Genomic DNA, 22966 nt, shown 5'->3' with positions numbered 1-22966 from the left:
CCTTGGCGTTGTGTTCCATGCCGGCATGCTGCAAGGCTTCGTGCACGGACTTGTAGGCGTCGCGGATGGCGATGTACTTGCCCACCAGCGCGATGGTGCATTCGTACTTCGGTTGGGTTGCCTTCTTGACGAGCTTGTCCCATTCGGAGTGGATGATGGGGTGTACGCTCAGATGGAGCTGTTCAAGCACGCGGAGGTCGAGCTCCTGCTTGGAAAGTTCGCGGGGCACGGCGTATACAGAATCCGTCACGTCCTTTTCTTCGATGACGCATTCGGGTTTTACGTTGCAGAAGAGCGCGAGCTTGTCCAGGTGATCCTGCGGGATCGTCATTTCGGTACGGCACACGAGAATGTCCGGGAAAATACCGATGTTGCGGAGTTCGGCAACCGAGTGCTGCGAAGGTTTTGTCTTGAGTTCACCGGCGGCCTTGAGGTAAGGCACCAAAACCAGGTGGACAAAGCAGGTGTTTTCCACGCCGACTTCGAAGCGGAACTGTCTTGCTGCTTCCAAGAAGGGGAGCGATTCGATGTCGCCAGCGACTCCGCCGATTTCGCAGAGCACGATGTCGGCACCGCTTTCGGCTGCAGAGCGGAAGGCGTCCTTGATTTCGTTGGTGATGTGCGGGATGACCTGCACGGTGCCGCCGAGGTACTTGCCCGCGCGTTCCTTGGAAAGCACGGAGGAATAGATGCGACCCGAAGTGTAGCTCGAAGCCTTGGAGCACTGCACGCCTGCGAAACGTTCGTAGTGGCCCAAATCTAGGTCGGTTTCGTAGCCGTCGTCGGTCACGAAAACTTCGCCGTGCTGGTAAGGGCTCATGGTACCCGGGTCCACGTTCAGGTACGGGTCGAGCTTTTGCATGAACACCTTGTAGCCGCGGCTCTTGAGAAGCAGCGCCAGCGATGCGGAGGTGATTCCCTTACCGAGGGAGCTGACCACGCCGCCGGTAATAAAGATGTACTTGGTCTGTTTCTTTGCAGTTGCCTTAGCCATTTTTCACCTCCCCGGCGCATTCCTTGCCCGAGCCATTCATACAAGCGCAATCCTTGCCCGCACCGTTCTTTCCAGATTTAAAGTCAAAAATCATTTGTCTGAATTCACCGAACAGGTAGTAGGAATCGTTCGGACCTGGAGCGGATTCCGGGTGGTACTGCACGCTGAACGCGGGGAGTTCCTTGTGACGGATGCCTTCAACCGTGTTGTCGTTCAGGTTGATGTGCGTGACTTCCACATTCGCGGGGAGGGTCGATTCTTCGATGGCGTAGTTGTGGTTCTGGCTCGTGATTTCCACGGCGCCGGTCTTCAAGTTTTTCACCGGATGGTTGCAGCCGTGATGGCCGAACTTGAGTTTGGAAACTTTCGCGCCGAGAGCAAGACCCAAAAGCTGGTTACCGAGGCAGATGCCCATCAGCGGGACCTTGCCCAAAAGCTGCTTCACGACAGCCGCTACTTGCGGGAGGCTATTCGGGTCGGCAGGGCCGTTCGAGAGGAAAACGCCGTCCGGATTCTTCGCCATAATTTGTTCGTAGGTGGCATTGATCGGAAGCACCGTCACCTTCATGTTCTGCGCGGCGAGATTTCTCAAGATGTTCGTCTTGATTCCGAAATCAAGCGCGACAACGTTCAGGTCGCCTTCGGTGCTGAACTCGTAACCCTTCGGGTCGCTGACCTTGCTGGCGTAATCCTGGCCGTCGAGGCCTTCCCAGGCTTTTGCCTTTGCGATCGCGTCGGCTTCATTCATGTCGGAGCCGTCTACGTGCAGGTAGGCTTTCTGAGCCCCGTGTTCACGCAGGTGGAGCGTAAGGGCGCGCGTATCCACACCCGCGATGCCCGGCTTCTTGTGGGCGAGCATGTAGTCGTGCAGGCTCTCTTCGCCGATTTCCTTGCTCACGTCATCCAGCGAGTTCACGACAATACCATTCAGGAACACGTCGCGCGATTCGGACTTCTCGAGGTTTGCGGCGTACGCGCCCACTTCGGCCGTGGTGAACACAACGAACTGTCCCGCGTAGGAGGGGTCCGTCAAAATCTGCTTGTAGCCCGCCATGCCGGTGTTGAACACCGCTTCGCCGACGGTATCGGTAGCCTCTCCAAAGGCATACCCGTGGAACACGGCGCCATCCGCCAGTGCCAAGAACGCTTTCTTCTCGCGTTTCGCTTTCCAGTTGAATTTATTGTTCATAGTTTACTCGCATAAGCAGTGTTAAACTTGTGTATTAAACCAGCCCTTTTTATTGTCATCCCCGCGTAGGCGGGCGGACAGCACTTAACAACTTGTTGTTTAGTGCGCATGGCCACCAAGGTGGGGATCTCCTTTGTATGGATAAAAATAAAGGCAAAAGCCAGAAGCTTTTGCCAAACGATAAAGACGATTAAAAACGGGGGTAAGAAAAATCCGATGTTCAATATTCCTTTTCATCGGAACCAAAAATTAGCATAATCAAAATACGCTGGTAAGGTATAAAAAGAGAAAAATTTTCGCGAATTTTGCCCGAAAACGCCGAATCTTTTACATTTTCTTTCCAAAATGCAAATGTGCATTACAAAAAATGTAAAACACAAAAAGGCGGAAGTCGCGCTTTTTAATTAGCTTTTTGTGTGAGCTTCTTTTGCCTATAAATCAAGACAATCAACCACACAAGCCCAGTAATAATCATCAGGCTGCAGAGAGTCTGCCCACGACTCATGCCGAACAGGTCGACGCGTCCGAGGTGCGCATCGGGCCTGCGGAAAAACTCGATGAAGAACCGGAACAAGCCGTAGCCCATCAGGTAGAGGCAGGGCATCTTGTCCTTGAGCAGCGGAATGCGTCTCAGGTTGTAGAGAACCGCAAACAGGATGACTCCTTCGAAAAGCATCTCGTAGAGCTGGCTCGGGTGGTGCAGAATCGGGTTCGTGACAGGACTGTCGTGTGCAAGCGGGAAATACATGCCGATGCCGCTGGTGGTAACTTCACCGAAAAGTTCACCATTGATGAAGTTGCCGTAACGGCCCCAGGTGTAGGCGAGGGGGGCCGCCAAAAAGCAAAGGTTCAGGGTTTTCCACACGTCCATCTTGTTACGTTTCATACCAATGACAACAAAGATCAAGCCGACAATGAGTCCCCCGTGGTAGCTCATGCCTGCAATTCCCGTAAAATGCCAACCGAGGGCGTCGTGAGTCATCGGGATGAGTATTTCGGTCGGGTTGGCGAGGTAGTAGCCCGGCTTGTAGAAGAAAACGTAGCCGAGGCGCGCCCCGATGAGGATTCCCGCGATTGCCCACATGAACAGGTTGTCGAACTGTTCCTTGGTGTATCCGAGGTTTTCCTTCGAGTTGATTTTCCACATGGTTAAGTAGGCGGTGAAGAATGCGAAAATATACATCACGCCGTACCAGTGAACCTGAAAATTGAGGAGCGGTATTGTAAATGCGATTCCGTCAAAGTAGGTCGGTATCAAATTCCACCAGGTAGGTTCCATAAAATCCTCATCTTTTATTTAAAATCTAGTATAGTAAGCAGGTTATTTTTGGGGCCAAAGGTTCTGATGCGCCCAATAATTCATAATCATCGCGGCAACCTGCGTTGCCGGCTGCGAACGGTAGCCCTGCAGGTCGTGCACCTGCATCACGACCACGACGACGGCCTTGTCCGGGTTTTCCTTCGACTGAGCGAACCCCATGAACCACTCGTAGCGACCGTGGGGATCCTGGCCATCGAGCGAGCCGGTCTTTCCGCCGATATCGAGAGCCGCAAAATTCTTGCGGGCCATGTTGCGCGTCGAAATCTGTTTCCTGGCGGTCCCGTTCGTGATGGAGCGAATCATCGCCATGCGCAACCCGTAGTAGGTGTTTTCGTTAAATTTTTTCACGTCGAGCGCGATACGGCTCTTGGGCGCGTAGGGGGCGATGTTTTCTGCCCATGGAATTTCGAGCGGTTTCTTGGTAAGGATGGAACGGACCTGTGCGGCCGCAAGGAGCGGGGTGAGGGTTGTCGCTTCCGTAAAGCCGCAGCTAGCCTCGGCAAGCCCGTATCCCGTGTCGGGCGGTGCGTACGAAGACTTTCCGGGAATCCCGCCGGGGAAGTTCATGTTGTAGCCGAGGTTCCTGGCCGCTTCGCGGAGGCGCTTTGCACCGATGTCCATGCCAATGAGCGCCAGGGGTGGGTTCGCGGATTTCGCGTAGGCGTCGGCGAGGCTGATGGTTGTGCCATGATAGTTTTCGGGGACGCGCAGTTGCCGCTTGTAGAGCGTGTGACTGGCCCCGAGCATCGGGACGGGCGTGTTGAGCGAGTAACGGTTTGCGTCCATGGCGGCGGCAATGGTAATCGTCTTTGCAAGCGATGCGGCAGGGAAGGTGTTCTTCACGAAAAAATCCGGCTCGTTCTGGACCTTGTAATCCTTCGTTTCACCCCAGGCGATAATCTCGTTGCTCTTGGGATCTACGACAAGGACGACTCCGTACATGGGCTTGAAACGCCGGAGCATGTTGTCGATTTTCTGGGCGAGGAACAGGTCCTTCTGCTTCTTGATATGCACTGAATCTACAAGATCGTTTTCGGGTATCGACGTCCCCGCTGTATCGATGGCAGTAGAATTGCTTGCTTCCGGAGCGGCCTCCGTCGTAGCCCTTGCGTCGCCTATTATCAAAGATTTGGCAGCGGATTCGGTTAATGGATCCTTCACCTTGATTGCTCGGTGCGCTTCCTTGAGCGAATCGATGATGGAAGAATCCACACGGAGTGTGTCCTTGATCCATTCTTTGGATGTCGCCGTAAGATCATTGCCGTTTACGACGAATCCTCTCGGTTGCGTCGCCTTTTCGTCGTTCTTGAATATGCACGAGCCAATCAGGGCGCAGGCTGCAACAAAAATGGCGATAGCGATGCAACGGTTTCGTAATCTTTTCTTGTAGGGAAGTCGATTCTGGGGGTCGTAGTAATATTTCATCGATTTACTTGAAAATGGTCTTACGGTAGTAGGCGAGTTCGGCGATGCTTTCGCGGATGTCGTTCAGGGCCTCGTGGCGTTTTTCCTTCTGGAATTCGGCAAGCTGAGGGTACCAGCGGAACGAGAGTTCCTTGATGGAACTGACATCTATATTCCTGTAGCATAGCCAGTTCGATATTTCGGGCATATATTTATACAGGAAACGCCTGTCCTGCGTGATGGAATTGCCGCACAGCACGTTCTTTGTCTTTTCGGTAAAGGGCTTGATAAAGTCGAGAGTCACTTTCTCGGCATCGGAGACGGAATACCTGGAATGGCGGCAACGGTCCACGAGTCCGCTTGCAGTGTGGTGCGAGGAGTTCCATTCATCCATCGATTCAAACACATTTTCGCTCTGGTGTATGGCGACGACGGGCCCTTCGGCTAGGATGTTGAGTTCCGCATCGGTGACGATGGTGGCTATTTCGAGGATAACGTCCTTTTCAGGGTCAAGACCGGACATTTCCAGGTCCATCCAGACCAGGTTTCTAGAACTTTTCTTTTTTGTCATACCGCATTAAATTTAGTTTTTTGTGTGAACAAGGCGTCTCACATACTTTTTTTTATGCCATTTGTCCACCTATTTTTGTAATTCGTCAAGCAATGCCCCCAATGAGAAATAAAACACTTTATTGTAAGAAAATTATTTGCTATATTCGGCCTCGTTAATTTGTTATACAGGAACACACTATGGAAGAAGTAGTTATCACTGGTATGGGCTGTGTTTCGGCCCTTGGCAATTCTCCCGACATCCTCTGGGACAGCCTTCTGCAGGGCAAGTCCGGCGTCGCAAAAATCGACAGGTTCGATGTTTCCGCTTTGCCGGTCCAAATTGCGGCTGCGGTCAAGGAATTCGACGGTTCCGAATTCTTCAGCGCTCGCGACCAGTCCAGGTTCTCGAAGTGCATCCAATATGCAGTCTATTCCGCTTTCCAGGCCTTGAAGAATGCAGGAATCGATCCGAAAGCCGAAGATCCGTCCCGCTCTGGCGTGATTATCGGTGCCGGTATCGGCGGTATGAACACTTACACCGACAACGCGGTTACCTGGGGCACCCGTGGCCCGAACCGTGTTTCTCCGTTCTTCATCCCGATGTCGATTACCAACATGCCCGCCGGCGAAGTTTCCAACCGCACCGGCTGGATGGGCCCCTGCTTCGCCGTGGTTTCTGCTTGCGCAACCTCCAACCATTCTATCGCAGCCGCCTTTGACGCCATCCGTCTTGGCCGTGCCGACATCATGCTGGCCGGCGGTACCGACGAGACGGTGAACCCGCTCGCCCTGGCCGGCTTTACCAACATGCATGCCTTGAGCAAGCGCAATGACGATCCGGCAACGGCTTCCCGTCCGTTCGACAAGGACCGCGACGGCTTCGTGATGGGCGAGGGCTCCGGCATTCTCGTGCTCGAAAGCCTCTCTCACGCCAAGAAGCGCGGCGCGAACATCCTTGCCCGCGTCGCTGCAGTCGGCATGAGCGCCGATGCCCACCACATGTCCGCTCCGCGTGAAGACGGCGAGGGCGTGCGTCTCGCAATCGAGATGGCGCTCCGCGATGCCGGCATTTCCCCGAAGGAAGTGGGCTACGTGAACACCCACGGTACATCCACCCCGCTCGGCGACGTGGCTGAATGCTCCGCTCTCGAGAAGGTGTTCGGTGCTTCCGATTCCCTGAAGATCAACTCCTCCAAGTGCATGATCGGCCACGCCCTCGGCGCAGCCGGTGCCCTCGAGGCCATCATCACGGTGAAGTCGCTGCAGAACCAGATGATCCATGCCACGACGAACGTATTCAACCAGGACGAACGCATCCACCTCGATGTTTGCGCGAACAAGAACACGAGCCACAACTTCAAGTACGCCCTGTCCGATGGCTTCGGCTTCGGTGGCCAGAACAGCGTGCTTCTCTTGGCCCGCGACTAATTGTTGGCTATATGCAACTTTGCGAGAAAACCCTGCCTTCAGGCGGGGTTTTCCTTTTCTATCTTTAATAAAGTGAAGTTTTCCTTTCCAAAATCCCTCGCAATTGTGGCTATTTTGCTGGTTTGCCTTGTGCAGTCCACGCAGGCGGCCCCTTATGATCCGCCTACTTGGCGCGATTCCACATGGGATTACCGTAGCGAGGATTCCGTCGATATCAAGTCGGAAATTTCGTGGTGGAAGGTGGGAACTGTCGGCGGACTTGCTCTTTCTTCGTATGCGGCGGCCTACGTGTTCGTGTTTGCGAAGGGTTGGTGGGACAATGATTCTAGCCATTTTCACTTTGAAAACGATTTCAAGTATGCGCTGAATCTGGATAAATTTGGCCATTTTGCGGCTGGCGTGGTTCTCGGTGAAACTTTCTATGAAGGATACCGTTGGTCAGGCCTTTCGGAATTCCAGTCCTATTTGTATGCAGGCCTTTCCGCGATGGCGACGCATATCGCAATCGATGTGAAGGATGGATATTCGCCTGCATGGGGGTTCAGCATTTTTGACGTGCTGTCGGGAACCCTCGGCGGTTTCTTGCCAATGGCGGAACGCTATGTACCTATATTCAAGTACGTAGATCTTAAGTGGAGTTACTGGATAAATTCTACGTATTTTTACGACAAGACAACTCACCGTGGCGAAGCCGTCTTTACCGATGACTATGTGAACCAGACATTCTGGGCATCGTTCAAGCCCTACCGCCTGCTGCCTGCTGGTGCACGGAAGTATTATCCGAGCTGGCTAGCCTTTGCTGCGGGCCTGAGCATCGACGAAACGGCGATGGACTACCATGCTCCAGACAAGGACAGGCACCGCGAAGTCTACTTGGCGCTTGATTATGACCTGGAAGCGTTCCGCCCGCAGAGCCGTTGGGCACGCACACTCATCAAGTACCTGAACTACTTCAAGCTGCCCGCCCCGGCCATCCAAGTTTATCCGGAATTTAACTGGTATTTACTCTATCCGATAAAGTTCTAGGAGGTTCGCGTGAATTGCATCCCTAAAGTTGCCTGCATTTCGCTTTTACTTTGCGCGACATTCGCGATTGCCCTGCCTCAGACGGGCTCGTTCCGCGACAGCCGTGACGGCAAGACCTACAGGACGGTTGTTATCGGGAGCCGCATATGGATGGCGGAAAACCTCGCGTACAACGTGAAGGGGAGCGCCTGCTACGACAACAAGAACGAGAACTGCGCAAAGTACGGCCGGCTTTACAATTTCGAGATGGCAAACAAGGCTTGTCCTGCAGGCTGGCACCTGCCCGAGAACGACGAATGGAAACGCTTCCGCACGTTTATCGAGGATAGCGACGGCAAGGAAGCCGCCTGGATGAGTTTAAAATCCCGCGACAAGTGGGATGGCAGCGACCGTTACGGGTTCGACATAGTACCTGCGGGCAAGGCGACCGACGAATTTGTGGAACTGGGTGTCTCCGCGCATTTCTGGAGTTCTACGACCGAAGACGGAGATGCCTACGGCTGGCATCTCGAACCCCCAGGCGATTTCAGGATGGAATTCGACGTGAGCAGCAACATGTATTCCGTGCGCTGCCTCAAGGACTACTAGAAACTTAAGAGAAAGGCAATCATTGTTCCGAGCCAGAGCAGGATAGCTGCATAGAGGCCCCCCAACAGGTCATCCGCCATCACGCCCCAGGCTCCAGGAAATTTTTCGAACTTGTGAATTCCAAGCGGTTTGAGGATATCGAAGAAACGGAACAGCCCGAACGCAATGGCCAGGAAGAAGGGGTATTCGACAATCAAGTTGCTGGGTAAAAAGGCGAGCGCCATAAAGATGCCGCAGACTTCGTCGATGACAATCCAGCCCGGATCTTCGGTGCCGGTATCCTTCATCGCCTTGTTCACGAAGGGGATTGAGGCAAAGAACACAATAAGGGCGGCGGCCAGGAAAAACAGGTTTATAAACAGGCCGAATATTTCGCCACCAATGAATACATAGGATTCAAATTCGAACAGTCTGCATGCCAGAACTGCCATGGGGTAGGCGACTATCGCCGCGGCGAGGCTTCCCATGGTGCCGGGAGCCTTCGGGCTCATTCCCGAACCGAAGAATGTCACGATGAGCGTGGTAAACCAGTCCGTCTTGCGCCATTCGTGCGGTACGCGCTTCTTCCCGTATTTTTCTTTCAGTTCTTCCTTGTTCATGGATTATTAGTTCTTGGTCAATAGTCAATGGTCATTAGTTGTTCGTCATTCTGAACGGAGTGAATCATCCCTCCGGTGGCCACGGCATTTCTGCCCTTTTCTTTTCGGCTTCTTCATGTGCTTCGCGCTTCTTTTTCCAGGCGGCAAGCTGCGTCTTGAATGCGTCGCGCAGGCGCTCCATGCCGATGTTTTCGCGGGCGCTTACCTGGATGGCTTCGGGATAGTTCTGCAAGAGCTCGGTGCGGCGCGCCTCGTCGCAGATTTCCGCCTTGTTGAACACGCGGATGCGCGGAGTGTCTTTGCTGATGATGCCTTCGAGCGTCTTGTGCGTCACTTCCAGGTGTTCACGGTAATCCGGCGCACTCCCGTCTACAACTTCCAGAATGCAGTCGGCATGCGCTGCCACCCCGAGGGTGCTCTTGAAAGTCTCGATGAGGTTGTGGGGGAGCTTGCGGATAAAGCCCACGGTATCGCTTAGGATGATGTTTTCGCCATCGAGATAAAGCTTTCGCGTGGTACTATCGAGGGTGGCGAACAGCTTGTCTTCTACATACACGTCCGCGCCGGTCAGACGGTTTGTGAGGGTCGACTTGCCCGCGTTCGTATAGCCGACGATACCCACGTGGAAAATGTCGTTCCTGTTTTCGGCCTGGCTTTCGCGCGCCTCCTCGATTTTTTCGAGCTTCTTCTTGAGTTCCTGGATGCGCTTGCGGATCATGCGGCGGTCTGTTTCCAGCTGCGTCTCACCCGGCCCCTTGGTGCCGATGCCGCCGTTGTGCTGGCGGCATAGGTGCGTCCACGCACCGGTGAGCCGCGGCATCATGTATTGCAACTGCGCGACTTCCACCATCAGGCGGCTTTCTGCGGTTATGGCATGCTTTGCAAAAATATCGAGAATGAGGCCCGTACGGTCGAGCACCTTTATTCCGGGCAGGCGCTGCTCCAGGTTACGGACCTGCGAGCCGGAGAGGTCGTCATCAAATACGACCATCTTCGCGTTGTCTTCTTCGAGGGCGCGCTTGACCTCGTTCACCTTGCCTTCGCCGATGAGGGTCGCCGGGCTAAAGTTCTGAACGCGCTGTAAGAAGCTGCGCGTGACAATCGCCCCTGCAGTCTCGGCAAGGCGGCCCAGTTCGGCAATCTGTTCGGAGACAAGCCACGGGCGCACCTTGGGTGTCGAAATCCCCACGAGGATGCAGCGTTCTTTTTCCTGTTTATGTTCTGCGGGTTCTCTCATTGCGCCTTTAGCAGTTCCCGTTCAGTTTCAGGAACCAGTAGTCCTCGCTGTTGATGCTGCTTCCTTCGGAGGATGTGGCATCGGCGAGTTTCGCGAAGTCCGCGGAATCTACATTTTGCGACGCAGCGGGCTGGATGCCCTGCTGGTTCGCGGAAGTTCCGCCGGATTCAAGTTTTTTGTCGTTCAAATCGGCCATGTGCAGAATATAACAAATTCTATATTGTCGCACATGCGGCTGTGGCTTACGACATCCCCTGACGATTTTACCTCCGAGTTCGACGACATCGAGGAGATGTTCAAGCGTGGCCTTTCGCGCCTGATCCTCTGGAAGCGGGGAAGGGCGGGATCCCCAAACGCAAGCGAAGGCGATTACGAACGCTGGCTTATGGCGCTTCCGATGGAATACCGCGACCGCATCTGGATCCGAGGAACTCCCGACATGGCCGAACGCCTCGAAGTGCGCGGCTGCGTCATCGATGCCTCTGTGCTCGCAGGCGAAATTCCCGAACGCTGGAAACGTATCAATTGCGTCGCGCTATGCCGCAGCCTTGAACAGCTGGAATCGCTTCCCGAATGGGTGGCTGGCGCACTGATTGGCCCTGTTTTCCAGCCCCAATCCGTCTATGAACCGGTCGAAACGGTCGATTTTGTGAACCTGGCGGACAAATTAAAGGACAAGAACCAGCAGGTCATCGCCTTTGGGGGCATTGACCACGAGAATTTGGCTCAAATTAAGGAATTGCCCTTACAGGGAATCTCTGTGCTGGGTGGTATCTGGAACTACGCCGACCCCGTCAACGCATTTATTAAGTTACATCGAATCGTTGGGCGTTAGATTCGTATTCCATTTTTTTTTAATCCTTGCTTCGATTAGAAGCCGTTTTCTTCTTGTTCCGCAATTCTGCGGTTTGCCGCATTACAGTCTATCTCGTTGTTGTGTCTCCCGCCATGTGCATCTATATATTCGAATCGCATGGGTGGAGTGGATGTTTGGGCCTTGCTAAGAACGAACATGCCGAAAGCGCCGGCAACAGCCATGATAATCATTTGCAAGAAGACCTTTAAAAAGCCAATGATGAACAGTACAATTGAACATGCGACACCGACACACCAAATTATTGCAAAGAGCGAGAAAACGAATCCTGAAAGTTTACCTATGACTTTGCTGTTGCCGATAACCGTGGTAATCATTCCAATGAGAACCGTTATGCCTGAAATGGCAAATCCGACATTTATGGTCATTTGCTGTGGCGTTATTTTCATCCCTCCCAACAAAAGGGCTGCAGAAGCAATTACTATGGCAATAATTGTAAAAATAATCGGCCTCCAGACAATAAGCTCGGCTCCCGGTTCATCGGATGTGTTTATTCTATTCTTAAATATGCTCATTCCGCAAATCTGAATTATAACAGCTATCAAGAAACATAGCAGCAACAAGATGAGCATGCCCCATCCCAAAGCATCTGTATCAAGCCACCAGAGAATGTCCGTGCCCAGATTGTAAATGCCAACAATCTCAAGAGAAACGGCACCAAGCAGTGATAGTACAGCTACAATTGTAAAAGGAGCTAAGTCCGCTAAAAACGCTGATGTCAAAAAGATTACAAGTAAAATAATAATAGCGATGAACGGAGTTGTCGAATAAAAGAATCGGCAAATAGGGGTGTGCATGTTTTTGTGCTTGTTGACGAAGTCCACTGCGTCTTCCGGGTTATCCCCGAACATAAGAGCATCGGCTACAATGAAATATTTTTTCCCATCAATGGTGACGGTTGCAAAACTTGCATTGCGGCTTTTGTCTTTGCCGATTTTTTCGGATAAGTAGTTTAAAGTCGTGTCTTTTTTGTTGATGTGGACTATAGTCCCATTGGCGAGTGCAAAAGCCTTTTTGCCGAGCTTGTATGTTTCCTTCTTGTCTTTTTTATTTTTTTCTTTCGCAATTTCATAGACGGTGACAGAATCTCCGCGAAGAGCATCGATAATATATGCAGCCTGATTCTGAGCTTGGCTGAAGCCAAAGACGAGCATTAAAATTGAAATAAATATTTTATTCATCGTGATGTATCCGTTACTTGTTTTTTTCCTGTTGGGTGGTATCTGGAACTACGCCGACCCCGTCAACGCCTTTATCAAGCTCGGGCGTGCTTGCGGCGGGCTCTGATTCCTTGGGCACGTTGCTCAGGGATTCCTTGAGGCTCACGAGTTGGTGCGCAAATTCGTTGCACCGGCTGTTTTCGGGGAGATTGATTTCCCAATCGAGCGTGCCGTTGTGGATGACTGGGAGAATTTGCCATATAGTGTTGTACGGGCAGTGGTAATTCGACATGTACGTGACTTCAAGACCTTTCCCGTCCATTCTGTATAGGAATTGTCCGTTCCATTTGACGAATCCGCTCATGTAGCGGATTTCCTTTACGTCGCCGATTTTGCCGCTCTGTTCAAAATAATTCTTTTGGGCAAGCATGTAGTCTTCGACTGCCAGTTTCATCTTGGCGGTAACTCGTTCACCGTTGTTCCATACAATCTCATAGGTGGTATATCCGTTATAATTCAACATCACGACGTGGGAAATTGTGAAAATGAGAGCCAATGCGGGCATCCATGATTTGGACTCGTATTTTTTCCCCGTCTTTCGGTTCCTGTACTTGCCGAGTGAGATTTTCCACAAGTCCTTCAGGAAAAGGAATACAATGACAGCGCTGCAGGCAAAGGCGACAGCGCATACCGCGGCAGGAATCGCGATTCCGTTATGTTGAAAGATGAGGTAGACCATTTTGTAAAACAGTCCGCCGAAAACCAGGTAAAGTGCACCGCGAAGGGTTCTGCCGCTGTTAGTACAGTGTAAACCGGTAAAACCGAGAAGGAGTGCTAGCCAGAATATTTTAAGGCCGGGCTCCTTTGAGTTGTGATGGAGGTGTCCTTTTGCGGGTTCTGTTTCGGGCTTGGGCGTTTCAGCCTTAATTTCGGGCTTGATTTCAGGTTCGGTTTCGTTTTCCGGTGTATCTTCCGCTCCGTAGTTCGGGTTCGGTGCATCGCACCAGAGGCACTTGGGCATGTCGTCTTCGTATTTTCGCTTGCATTTGGGGCAAATCATCTTTTACCTTACGCTAATCTTTGAAATTTTCGATGTCCCGTTTTCAAACAATTCTTTTCGAATATATAGACCTTGCACTTGCGGTTTTCCTTCAAGAACCTGTCCATGGATAGTGAAGTAAATTGTCTGCACGGGTAATCCCGAGAATTCGAGGTCGCGGGTATTCAGGCTGCGTTCGACGATGCGAGTCGTGGTATCGGGTTCCTTATAGGGCTTGTCCGGGTCATCTACCACAAGCTTGATTCTCGCCCGGCTCTTGCATCCGGTCTCGTTCGTGTAAACGACAGTGTAGTAGCCGCTAAAGTCTCCGTCTACGTTCTTGAGCGTGTTTTCGCGGGTGGTGGACTTGAATCCGTTTGGGCCATCCCAGTTCCAAATCTTGCCGTCCCAGGGGTGCGGGCCGAACTGCACCGTAGCGCCCTTTGCGACCTTCAGGTCAAGCGTTTCGTTCCAGCCACCGTCATCTACCTTCACGTAGGGGACAATCTTCGTGCCGCTGCAGGGGCCAACAACCTTCTTCCCGTCGCACACGCCTATGGAATCGGGAATTTCAATCACCCGCGGTTCAAAGTCCGGGGTGGGGAAGGCCTTCATGAGTTTTGCTGTCTCTTCGGCAGTAACCGGGAGGATTGTCCCGTGGCGGGGCGTGAATGCGCCGCTCGTCTTGGTATCCTGCACGAACTTGAAGTTTTCGAGGTCGGGGCTGCTCGTGAACTGGTAATGCCCGTTTATGTAGCAGTCATACATGAGCACCCAGGAATTCTGGTTGATGAGCTTGAACACTCCTGCACCTTCCACGGCTTCGGTCGTCTGTTGCAGAGCCTTGCTCGGCTTGCTCCACTGCGAACCGCTGGCGGCTCCACTCTTGGGCATGAGCGAACTTGCGGTCACCTTGCAGATGCCGCCATCGCCCTCGTTCTTGTAGAAGGCGTGGTAGAACTTGTCTACCGGGTTGTAGACGATATCCATGTCGATGGTCGATTTTCCGCGGTCAAAGAAGTGCTGCGGTTCGCCTTCCAAATCGGTGAAGTCCTTGTTCGAGTAGGCGTAGAAAACCTTGTCGTAGGGGATGGTTCCGTCGTTGGTCAGGAGGGAGAAGTACACGAGTGGGCGGCCCTTGGTGCCGTCGCCGTTGTCGTAGGTGTCGTCCCAGAACGTTTCCGGGGCCCAAACGCGGGTTACGTTCGCGAAGTTCTTGCCCTTGTATTTATCGGGGAAGTGCACCGTGCTGTGTTCCCAGTTGATGAGGTCGCGGGAGCGCATAAGCACCATGCCGCGGTTGCTTGCCCAACCTTCGGCGCTCTTCATGTCGGTATTCACCATGTAGAACCAGCCGTCGGGTGCACGCAGCACGTGCGGGTCGCGGAGCCCCTTCTTGATGCTTACCGTGTCGGCGGCCACCACGCGCTTTCCGTTGTTCATGGCGGTAAAGCTATAGCCGTCGTTGCTCAGCGCGTAGTAGATATTCTCGTTGTCGTTGGCCGGGAAATACGCGAAAAGGTAGTTGGAGTAGGGTTCATACCCATGGATAGAGACCTTTAAAGGCACGTCCTGCGTCTTTGCGCTCAGGCCGTCGTGAATAGTCGCCGTGAGGGTCACTTGCTTGTTTTCGCCCACAAACCTGCCGTTGACGTGGCCGTCGTGGCCCAAAAATAGCGTGTCGCTGCTTTTCCAGGTGATGGGGAAGGTTTCCCCGGCAAGCTTTATGGTGTCGAGGAGGGTGAGGTCGGTATACAGGTCGTTGGCCGAGTTGCCCAGGCTCCGGCTAACGCTGTCGACAGAGCGCCAGAAGGGGGTAACATCGACTTGTGCAGAAACAGCGCCCGCACAAAAAAGTAGCGCTAAAATTTCCTTTTTTACCCAAACCATGGCCATTTTGGACTCCTTTTTTCGCTCTTTAATATAATTTAATTCAATTTGGCGTAATCCCCGTCGTAGTTTTTTGTATTTACAAATTATCAACGTAAAACGCAATAATAAAGTAAGTTTTTGGTAATAAAACAAAGCCTGTCAAGGCATTACGTTTTTTCCCTTATTCCACTTTGGAATAAAACAGGCTGTCTTATTTTGTTTTTTGAACATATATTTGGGCTTATGGAACAACCCCGTGCCAAAATTTTAATTGTCGACGATACAAAGACGAATATCGAGATCCTGGAAGGCGTTTTATCATCCCAGTATGATGTCTATGTGGCCAAGGACGGCAAGAAAGGTATATCGATTGCCGAAAAAGTACACCCCGATATTGTCCTTCTCGACGTAATGATGCCCGAAATGGACGGTTACGAAACGCTAAGCGTCATGCGAACCAAGGAAGACCTTAAGGATATCCCTGTTTTTTTCTTGACAGCCAAGTCCGACAGCGACAGCGAACAGACCGGCCTCGATCTCGGAGCGGTGGACTACATCGCCAAGCCCTGCAATCCGCAACTTGTGCTCCTTCGTGTTAAAAACCAGCTCGAATACAAACGCCAGCGAGACCACCTGCACGAACTTGTCGACGAAAAAACGGCCGATTTACGCAAGACCCTCAAGGTGATGCTTACAAGCCTCGGTTCGCTTGCCGAATTCCGCGATCCCGAAACGGGCGGGCATATCAAGCGCACGCAGGTCATTGTCCAGCGGCTTGCGGAAGTTCTCCAGAAGAACCCCAAATTTGCCGAATCGATTCCTTCCATGGAATACGTCGACTACTATGCGACCGCAGCTCCGCTACACGACATAGGGAAGGTCGGCATCGAGGACGAAATCCTGCGCAAACCGGGAAAACTCAACGACAGCGAACGCCAAATCATGAGTCAGCATCCCAAGATGGGCTATGACGTTCTCATGAACGCCACGCACGAACTCCATGACAATCCGATGGTAAAGATTGCTGCCGATATCGCATGGGCGCACCACGAACGCTGGGACGGGGAGGGCTACCCGCGCAAGCTCAAGGGAGACGAAATCCCGGTAGGTGCAAGGCTCATGGCTGTCGCTGATGTTTACGATGCGCTTGTATCCAAACGCCCCTACAAGGATCCCTATCCGCACCAGTATGCGGTCAAGGAAATTCAAAACGGAAAGGGAACTCAATTCGACCCCGATGTCGTGGATGCATTTATCAGCATCGCAGACGAGCTCCCCCAAACCTACGAACAGTTCAAGGATAATTCATTTTGACGAGAAGTGCCGCAAACGCAAAGCGCCGTAAGCTGAGCTGGCGCATTTCCTTTGTCTATACGATTCCGATTATCATCGCAACCGTATTGCTCGTCTTTGCATTTCTCTACTATCTCGAAAATTCCTTGATTTCTACAGCCTACAGCAGCTCCGAAATCGCCCTAAAACGGACCGTCGAAACATGCGAGGCGCTCATTTCCAAGCGACAGGAACTTTTTTCGAAATTTGTATCAAACGCGTCCGGAATCAACAAGCAGAACGCAAAGTCCATTCTTCAAAAGCACCTGCAAGGAAACGAAAAACATGTAGATGTCTATTTCGGTTCTGCCGACGGCGAATACATCAGCGCACGGGGCAACACGCTTGACAAAGGTGTTTCTGAATTCAGAACCAAAGACTGGTACCTGGAAGCGTCGCGAAACAACGGGCTTGTGGCCATCACGGGGCCCAATTTCCGCAAACCGAACAACAAGAAAGTCCTGACACTTTCCAAAGCCATCCGAGACAAAAGCAAACATGTGAAGGGCGTCGTGGCCGAAGATGTGGAAACGCAGGAACTGGAGCAGACGCTCAGTAGCGGCGTCGACAAGAACGAAGGCGGAATCATCCTCCTGCTCGACAACAACAGCAACATCATCGAGCATTATCCCGAGCAGACGAACCTTGGCAAAATTGACCTGGACAGCATTCGCACGCTTCTCGACATGGTTTCGAGCGATTTCGACGTAGACTCCCTCATGATGTATGGGAAAGGCGTAGTCCTCCGCCTGGAACGCACCAACAACCATAGGCAGAGCTTCGTCTTCATGATGTCGCCCATGAGCAAGTCGCCTTATTATGTCGTGCGCATTCTACACCAGAACTCCGTCGTCGCAAAGTTCAACGAACGGTTCCAGGGAATCAAGCTGACGCTCATTCTCGCAGTCATCATCCTGATGCTCCTTGCGGGGCTTATCGCCCGAGTCCTGTTCAAACATTTCATCGAAAAAGACTTGAACGACAGCGTGAGTTCCAGTTCGCTTTTCGATACGCTCCTGTCGAGCCCGAATCTGAGGCTAATCCTTACAAACGAATCCTTCGACATTCTGCAGGCGAGCAGCACAATTATCGATTTCTTGAACGACGGTGAAGATATCAAGGGAGAAACCCTTTGGAAATACATTCCGTCCGAGCAGTTCAAGAAATTTGCACACCGCGTGGCGATGGGAGGCGAACTGCACCCCAGCGAACGCCAGACGATGGTGATGATCAAGAATTCGAAGGGTGAAGAATTCTGGTGGAAGATATTCTTCCAGTTCCTTTCCGAAGCCGACGGCAGCATCCGCTACCTCTTCATGTTGAACGATGAAACGAGCGGCATCCAGAAAGACACCATCCTTGACACCATCATGCTTTCGGCCGACCGCTCCCTGCTCATGATTTTTGACCGGAGCCGACATATCAAGTACATGTCAAAGCAACTTGGCGACATCTTCGGCATGGACTGGCAGAACCTGTTGGGATTCTCCCTCAACGACCTTACTTCGTGCGGTTTCCCCGACAACGTGATGGAAAAATTAAACGAGGCGTTCGACAAGCGCGAAATCTGGAAGGATTCGTTCATGCTGCCGTCCAAGAACGGCCAGAGCGAAATCTGGTTCCGCGGCGAAGCCGTAACGCTCAAGGCCCAGGAATCTATCGTGGGCTACATGTTCTCGATGACGGACATTTCCGAAATCATGGCCGCTCGGGAAATTGCAGAACAGGCCACCCAGGCAAAGAGCGAATTCCTCGCCAACATGAGCCACGAAATCCGCACCCCGATGAATGCGATTATCGGCATGGCGCACCTTATTTCGGAAACGGAATTGAACGAGCGCCAGCGCGGTTTTGTCGACCGCATCAGCCATGCGGCAAAGTCCCTGCTCGGCATCATCAACAATATCCTCGACTTCTCGAAAATCGAAGCCAAAAAGCAGGAACTCGAAGTCACGCAGTTTGTTTTGCAGGATGTCATCAGCGAAGTGGCATCGCTTGCCGAAGTCCGAATCGCCGGCCGACCCATCGAATTGATTGTCGATGTGGACCCGGATATCCCCGAAACTCTCATGGGCGACCCGCTACGCCTTTCGCAGATTTTCACGAACCTCGTGAACAATGCGACAAAGTTCACCGAGAAAGGCGACATCACTTTGAAAGTCCAGGTCGAAAGCATGACCGACAAGAACGTGCGCCTGGCCTTCAGCGTGAAGGATACGGGCATCGGCATGACGCCCGAACAGCAGGGGAGGCTATTCAAGGCTTTCACCCAGGCGGACGGCTCCACGACCCGCAAGTACGGCGGCACGGGACTTGGGCTTGTCATTTCCAAATCGCTCGTGGAACTCATGGGCGGACAGATGCAGGTCGAAAGCGAACAGAACGTCGGTTCTCGATTCTTCTTCACGATTACCATTCCGATAGCGCCCCAGGCGAGCACGCCGAAATGGAAGAGCGTCAATTCGTTTGCCGGCAAGAACGTGTTGCTGGTGGATGATTGCGCAAACGCTCGCGCCGTGTTGCGCCATATCCTTTCCAAGTTGAACTGCGTGGTCGAGGAAGCCTGTTCGGCAGCCGAGGCGTTCGACCTTATCCAAGCCCACGAAGAAGCCAAGGAAGCCCCCTACGACATCTTCCTCGTCGACTACAAGATGGGCCTCGAAACCGGGTTCGACTTTGCAAAGGGAATCCCGCAATCCATGCGTTCCATCCCGAAAATTCTCATGCACCCGCTCCATTTCGAGGAACAGGAGCATGATACGGCTGTCAAACTCGGCTATAACAGTTGCGTTGCGAAACCGCTACAGATCAGTTCGCTGCTCAGCGCCCTGCAAGAAGCCACAGGTCTGACGCTTACCTACCGAAAGGCCGTCAAGAAGGAAAAACGCAAAATTTATTTCAAGCCGGCGAAGGTTCTGCTCGTGGAGGACAACCAGATGAACCAGGAACTGGCGACATCCCTCCTGAATTCTGTCGGGCTAACCACGATGATTGCGAACAACGGCAAGGAAGCGCTCGACCTTCTGAAACCGAATTCCTTCGATCTGGTGCTTATGGACCTGCAGATGCCTGTGATGGACGGCATTACGGCGACAAAGGAAATCCGAGGCAGGGGAGAGGAGTATTTCAAGAAAGTCCCGATTCTTGCCATGAGCGCCCGCGCATTCCAGAAAGACAAGGAAGAATGCTTCGAGGTCGGTATGAACTCCTATATCGTGAAGCCGATCGACCCGACCTTGCTATACGAGGACTTGGCCAAGTTCCTTCCTGTTGCGGCCGAAGAAGCAGAATCACAGCGGACAGTCGTTTCGACCGGCAAGAACCAGATGGCCGAAGACGATTCGATATTTGTGTCGCAGTTCTCCAAGGTCAGGAATTTCGATGCATCTTCCGGTCTCTACCATGCGAACAACAACAAGACCATTTACTTGAGAATCCTGCAAGGCTTTGTTCGCGATTATGCAGGACTGGACCTGCGCAAGAAAATTGAGACGTCCAAATTCGAAGAGGCGACGCGCATTACCCATACCATCAAGGGTCTTTGCGGAACCATCGGCTCCACGCATGTCCAATCGCTCGGTGCAGCCGTAGAAAACACCCTATCGCAAAAGCAGCGTAATTTTGACGAATACAACGCATTTGAATCAGCGCTCCACGAATTGATCGAAGATCTCTCGGTTGTGCTTAAGGATATCGCCACAGAACAGGCGACCCCGGCGCAAAAAGTTGCAGATCCGAATGCGGTTGAAAAACTGAAAAAAGCCCTCGAAGAATTGAAACCGGCCGTTGATTCCTGTTCATCGACACAATGCAAGCGCATTCTGGATTCCGTCGAAAATCTCGCATTCAGCGACCAGGTCAATGACCTGATCACAAAGCTCGTTAACCAGATTGACGACTACGAGTTCAGCGAAGCCGAAGACACCATCAAGGAAATAGAGAAAACCTTCGCGTAAGGCTATCGGGCTAGAACCATTGCAGCGACAAACGCGAGCGCCACAATTACCGCAGCCGCGATGGCGAACGGGTTCGCCTTTTTCTTCTTGTTGCCGTATTCGTCCGTCCCGAATTCATTCTCCAAAATTTCATCGTAATCCGGCGTTTCGAGGTCGGTAAATTCTGCGCCTTCTTTCCAGCCGGTATTGGCGTCGCTCCCGCAATGCGGGCAGAACGTGGCGTTGTCTTTTAGTTCGGAATGGCAGTGAGGGCAGTACATAATTGATGATTGATAATGGATGATGGATAATGGAGGATAGCATTGTCATGCCCGCGGCTTGTAGTGAGCATGTCGAACTAAGGCGGGCATCATCGTTTATTTCGTGAATTTATAACGGCCGAGCAGATCGAAATAGCGTGCCTTGGGAGAGATTTTGACGGGCTTAACAGTCTTGCGGATAGAGGTGGTTCCTTCGGTTTTTGAATAATAATGTATCGTTATGAATCCATCGGCATAAAATGACAACGAATAGCCGTCGTTCATGGGCTCGTAAGTAATCGTATTGGCGATTGTTCCATTTTTGTTCAGTTCAAGACATTTGTCGCTTTCCGTGCTGCTTACATACAATTTTGTATTGGACAGCGATGCCGAATTGTCCTTCCCGGAGTATCTGTTGATGACCACGGTATCGCCCTTGTTGATGATTTCCTCGAAAATTTCTTGACCGAAATCCAGATCTTTAGTCAGAACGCTTGCGGACGGACTTGTCACCTTTATGGTCTTTTGGTTCCCCAAGACTCCCTGGACATAATAATTCTCGAAAATAAATGTGGTATCTCCTGAGGTGGAATCCTTCATGAAATACTCGATGCCCTGTTTTGTCAAGGTGCTTTCATCCTTGTTCCAATAGTAATTCATTGTGGAGGTCGAGCCGCTTTCTTTCTCGAAAAATTGGCTTCTGCTCACTTTGCCATTGGAGTATGTGTATGTTTGATTGTAAAAATTTGGCGAGATGACGGAATCTAATTGGAGTCCGCTATCTTCAATCATGTAGTAACCAGCAATCTCTTTGAAAACGGCGTCTGTGCAAGTGTTGGCAGAAACGGTGGTGCTCATCGCGAATGCACTAGCAAAAAACAAGGCGATAAAATCGCTTTTTTTGAGTTGTTCCATTATTCCTCCTATTTAATTTGCTTTAAATATAACAAAAAACCGCCAGGCGTGTGCCTAACGGTTTCAACGTTTTTTGTTTGAATCCTATTGAAATCGCCCCCGCAGTGCGGACAGAATGTGGGATTATCTCGTGTACTTATAACGGCCCAGCAGGTCGAAGTAGCGGGCCCTGGGGGAGATTTTGACGGGTTTGAGAGTCTTGCGGATAGAGGTTGTATTTTGTTTTACATTTATAAAATAGGTTTCAGTATAATTATCCCCTTTAGATTGTATTATAGAGAATCCATTTTCGCCGGGCTTGTATAAAAAAGTAGATAGAAGATTATTTTCTTCATCGTATAGTTCACATTTATAATTATCATCTAGATCCGCAACATAGAATCTTTCTTCTGTTCTTGAAGAATCAGTATTATAGTTTACAGTTCTTGAATCAATAAGAGAATCGTTTCTGAAAAACATTTCCAATAGTTCTGAATAAGAAGAATTTTTTAGTTCTTCACTTAAATAATTTGGAGCAATCTTAATTAATTGAGTATATTCAAATTTTCCCTTATAATACGTTTTAATATCATACAATAAGGTATCTTGTGTTTTTTCTCCAGATACGATGTATTCATACCCTTCGTTCTTCAATACGGTCTCGTTGGTATCATTGTAAAAAATCCAAAAGGCGGGTGCATGATTTTCATTCTTGAAATCCGCACGGACTTTTTCAATAATTCCATTGTTGTATATATATTTTTTCCCTTTCCAGGAGCTGCTGTCATCGTTTATATAAACAGAATCAACGCGAACGAAGCTTTCACGATTGAACATCATCGGCGATTGGTTCTGATAGACGGCATCCGTACACGTGTTTGCCGAAGCTGCATCATTCAAGGCGAAAATGGCGGCAGGAATCAAACAGAAAAAATTGCTGGCACGGAATGAAAACATGGTAACTCCTTAATTTGCTTTAAATATAAAAAAACACCCCGGAATGTTCCGAGGTGTCCTAAGCTTTTGGCTTGGATCCTATCGGTCGCTGCGCGACCTCCAGGATGACAAATCAAACATTACAGCTTGTTGTTGGAACCAAGAACGTCGACGATCTTGTGTTCGTACATCTTCTGCATGTTTTCGCGAGCCGGCTTGAGGTACTGGCGCGGGTCGAAGTGTTCCGGATGTTCGTCGAAATACTTACGGATAGCGGCAGTCATGGCGAGACGGCTGTCAGAGTCGATGTTGATCTTGCAAACAGC

The 22966-nt window shown here is 51.3% G+C and carries 21 protein-coding genes; 6 read left to right on the top strand and 15 right to left on the bottom strand.

Going from position 1 to position 22966, the window contains the following annotated elements:
* The 5 genes from B2310_RS07910 to orn form a co-directional block, all read right to left on the bottom strand.
* Positions 1 to 994: CTP synthase (locus tag B2310_RS07910; protein ID WP_290730322.1), on the bottom strand; the 994-nt coding region annotated here is incomplete at its 3' end.
* Positions 987 to 2183: a glutamine-hydrolyzing carbamoyl-phosphate synthase small subunit gene (gene carA / locus B2310_RS07905; protein ID WP_290730319.1), complete on the bottom strand. Its 1197-nt coding sequence runs from the start codon at positions 2181 to 2183 to the stop codon at positions 987 to 989. The genes B2310_RS07910 and carA, both read right to left, overlap by 8 nt.
* 400 nt (positions 2184 to 2583) lie before the next feature.
* Entirely contained in the window at positions 2584 to 3462 is an 879-nt protein-coding gene (gene lgt / locus B2310_RS07900; protein WP_290730316.1) for a prolipoprotein diacylglyceryl transferase, read from the bottom strand.
* Between the two features lie 42 nt (positions 3463 to 3504).
* On the bottom strand, positions 3505 to 4929 hold the full coding sequence (locus tag B2310_RS07895) for a penicillin-binding transpeptidase domain-containing protein (RefSeq protein ID WP_290730313.1): 1425 nt from the start codon (positions 4927 to 4929) through the stop codon (positions 3505 to 3507).
* 4 nt (positions 4930 to 4933) lie between these two features.
* Positions 4934 to 5479: an oligoribonuclease gene (orn, locus tag B2310_RS07890; RefSeq protein ID WP_173365658.1), complete on the bottom strand. Its 546-nt coding sequence runs from the start codon at positions 5477 to 5479 to the stop codon at positions 4934 to 4936.
* A 179-nt stretch (positions 5480 to 5658) separates the two neighbouring features.
* Between orn and fabF the strand changes: the two genes are divergently transcribed.
* The 3 genes from fabF (at position 5659) to B2310_RS07875 (ending at position 8502) form a co-directional block, all read left to right on the top strand.
* A complete protein-coding gene (gene fabF, locus B2310_RS07885; protein WP_290730310.1) occupies positions 5659 to 6888 on the top strand; it encodes a beta-ketoacyl-ACP synthase II in 1230 nt (409 codons plus the stop codon).
* A gap of 72 nt (positions 6889 to 6960) precedes the next feature.
* Positions 6961 to 7914, top strand: coding sequence for a DUF2279 domain-containing protein (locus tag B2310_RS07880; RefSeq protein ID WP_290730307.1), 954 nt, complete (start codon positions 6961 to 6963; stop codon positions 7912 to 7914).
* Positions 7915 to 7923: 9 nt separating this feature from the next.
* Positions 7924 to 8502 carry a fibrobacter succinogenes major paralogous domain-containing protein gene (locus B2310_RS07875; protein WP_290730304.1) on the top strand — a complete coding sequence of 193 codons (579 nt, stop codon included), beginning with the start codon at positions 7924 to 7926 and terminating at the stop codon, positions 8500 to 8502.
* Here B2310_RS07875 and B2310_RS07870 read toward each other — a convergent pair.
* From B2310_RS07870 to B2310_RS07860, 3 genes are all read right to left on the bottom strand, one after another.
* Positions 8499 to 9101 (bottom strand): phosphatidylglycerophosphatase A family protein, encoded by a 603-nt coding sequence (locus B2310_RS07870; RefSeq protein ID WP_173381813.1) that lies wholly within the window; start codon positions 9099 to 9101, stop codon positions 8499 to 8501. The two genes, B2310_RS07875 and B2310_RS07870, sit on opposite strands and share 4 nt — an antisense overlap.
* Before the next feature lie 64 nt (positions 9102 to 9165).
* Positions 9166 to 10338, bottom strand: coding sequence for a GTPase HflX (hflX, locus tag B2310_RS07865; protein WP_290730301.1), 1173 nt, complete (start codon positions 10336 to 10338; stop codon positions 9166 to 9168).
* Between the two features lie 7 nt (positions 10339 to 10345).
* Positions 10346 to 10534 carry a hypothetical protein gene (locus B2310_RS07860; protein ID WP_173381811.1) on the bottom strand — a complete coding sequence of 63 codons (189 nt, stop codon included), beginning with the start codon at positions 10532 to 10534 and terminating at the stop codon, positions 10346 to 10348.
* 33 nt (positions 10535 to 10567) lie between these two features.
* Here B2310_RS07860 and B2310_RS07855 point away from each other — a divergent pair, with 33 nt between their 5' ends.
* A complete protein-coding gene (locus tag B2310_RS07855) occupies positions 10568 to 11173 on the top strand; it encodes a thiamine phosphate synthase (RefSeq protein WP_290730298.1) in 606 nt (201 codons plus the stop codon).
* Between the two features lie 35 nt (positions 11174 to 11208).
* Here B2310_RS07855 and B2310_RS07850 read toward each other — a convergent pair whose 3' ends face one another.
* From B2310_RS07850 to B2310_RS07840, 3 genes are read right to left on the bottom strand one after another with little or no spacing between them, the layout of a single operon-like run.
* On the bottom strand, positions 11209 to 12393 hold the full coding sequence (locus tag B2310_RS07850; RefSeq protein ID WP_290726598.1) for a hypothetical protein: 1185 nt from the start codon (positions 12391 to 12393) through the stop codon (positions 11209 to 11211).
* A gap of 13 nt (positions 12394 to 12406) precedes the next feature.
* Positions 12407 to 13432, bottom strand: coding sequence for a hypothetical protein (locus tag B2310_RS07845; RefSeq protein ID WP_173381806.1), 1026 nt, complete (start codon positions 13430 to 13432; stop codon positions 12407 to 12409).
* A gap of 3 nt (positions 13433 to 13435) precedes the next feature.
* On the bottom strand, positions 13436 to 15307 hold the full coding sequence (locus B2310_RS07840) for a glycoside hydrolase family 43 protein (RefSeq protein WP_290730293.1): 1872 nt from the start codon (positions 15305 to 15307) through the stop codon (positions 13436 to 13438).
* A 219-nt stretch (positions 15308 to 15526) separates the two neighbouring features.
* Here B2310_RS07840 and B2310_RS07835 point away from each other — a divergent pair, with 219 nt between their 5' ends.
* Both B2310_RS07835 and B2310_RS07830 read left to right on the top strand, forming a co-directional pair.
* Positions 15527 to 16597: an HD domain-containing phosphohydrolase gene (locus B2310_RS07835; RefSeq protein ID WP_173381808.1), complete on the top strand. Its 1071-nt coding sequence runs from the start codon at positions 15527 to 15529 to the stop codon at positions 16595 to 16597.
* Entirely contained in the window at positions 16594 to 20571 is a 3978-nt protein-coding gene (locus B2310_RS07830) for a response regulator (protein ID WP_290730291.1), read from the top strand. The genes B2310_RS07835 and B2310_RS07830 overlap by 4 nt, the downstream gene beginning before the upstream one ends.
* Before the next feature lie 2 nt (positions 20572 to 20573).
* Here B2310_RS07830 and B2310_RS07825 read toward each other — a convergent pair whose 3' ends face one another.
* From B2310_RS07825 to B2310_RS07810, 4 genes are all read right to left on the bottom strand, one after another.
* On the bottom strand, positions 20574 to 20831 hold the full coding sequence (locus B2310_RS07825) for a zinc ribbon domain-containing protein (RefSeq protein WP_290730288.1): 258 nt from the start codon (positions 20829 to 20831) through the stop codon (positions 20574 to 20576).
* A gap of 96 nt (positions 20832 to 20927) precedes the next feature.
* On the bottom strand, positions 20928 to 21725 hold the full coding sequence (locus B2310_RS07820) for a hypothetical protein (RefSeq protein WP_290730285.1): 798 nt from the start codon (positions 21723 to 21725) through the stop codon (positions 20928 to 20930).
* A gap of 123 nt (positions 21726 to 21848) precedes the next feature.
* Positions 21849 to 22661, bottom strand: a complete 813-nt coding sequence (locus tag B2310_RS07815) for a hypothetical protein (protein WP_290730282.1) — start codon at positions 22659 to 22661, stop codon at positions 21849 to 21851.
* A gap of 119 nt (positions 22662 to 22780) precedes the next feature.
* Positions 22781 to 22966 (bottom strand): class II fructose-bisphosphate aldolase (locus tag B2310_RS07810; protein ID WP_290730279.1); only part of this gene is annotated, 186 nt, incomplete at its 5' end.

This window comes from Fibrobacter sp. UBA3629 (assembly GCF_002374005.1).
GTDB lineage: Bacteria > Fibrobacterota > Fibrobacteria > Fibrobacterales > Fibrobacteraceae > Fibrobacter.
Note: the sequence above shows the minus strand (reverse complement) of the source record. Positions and strands in the feature narration are given on the sequence as shown.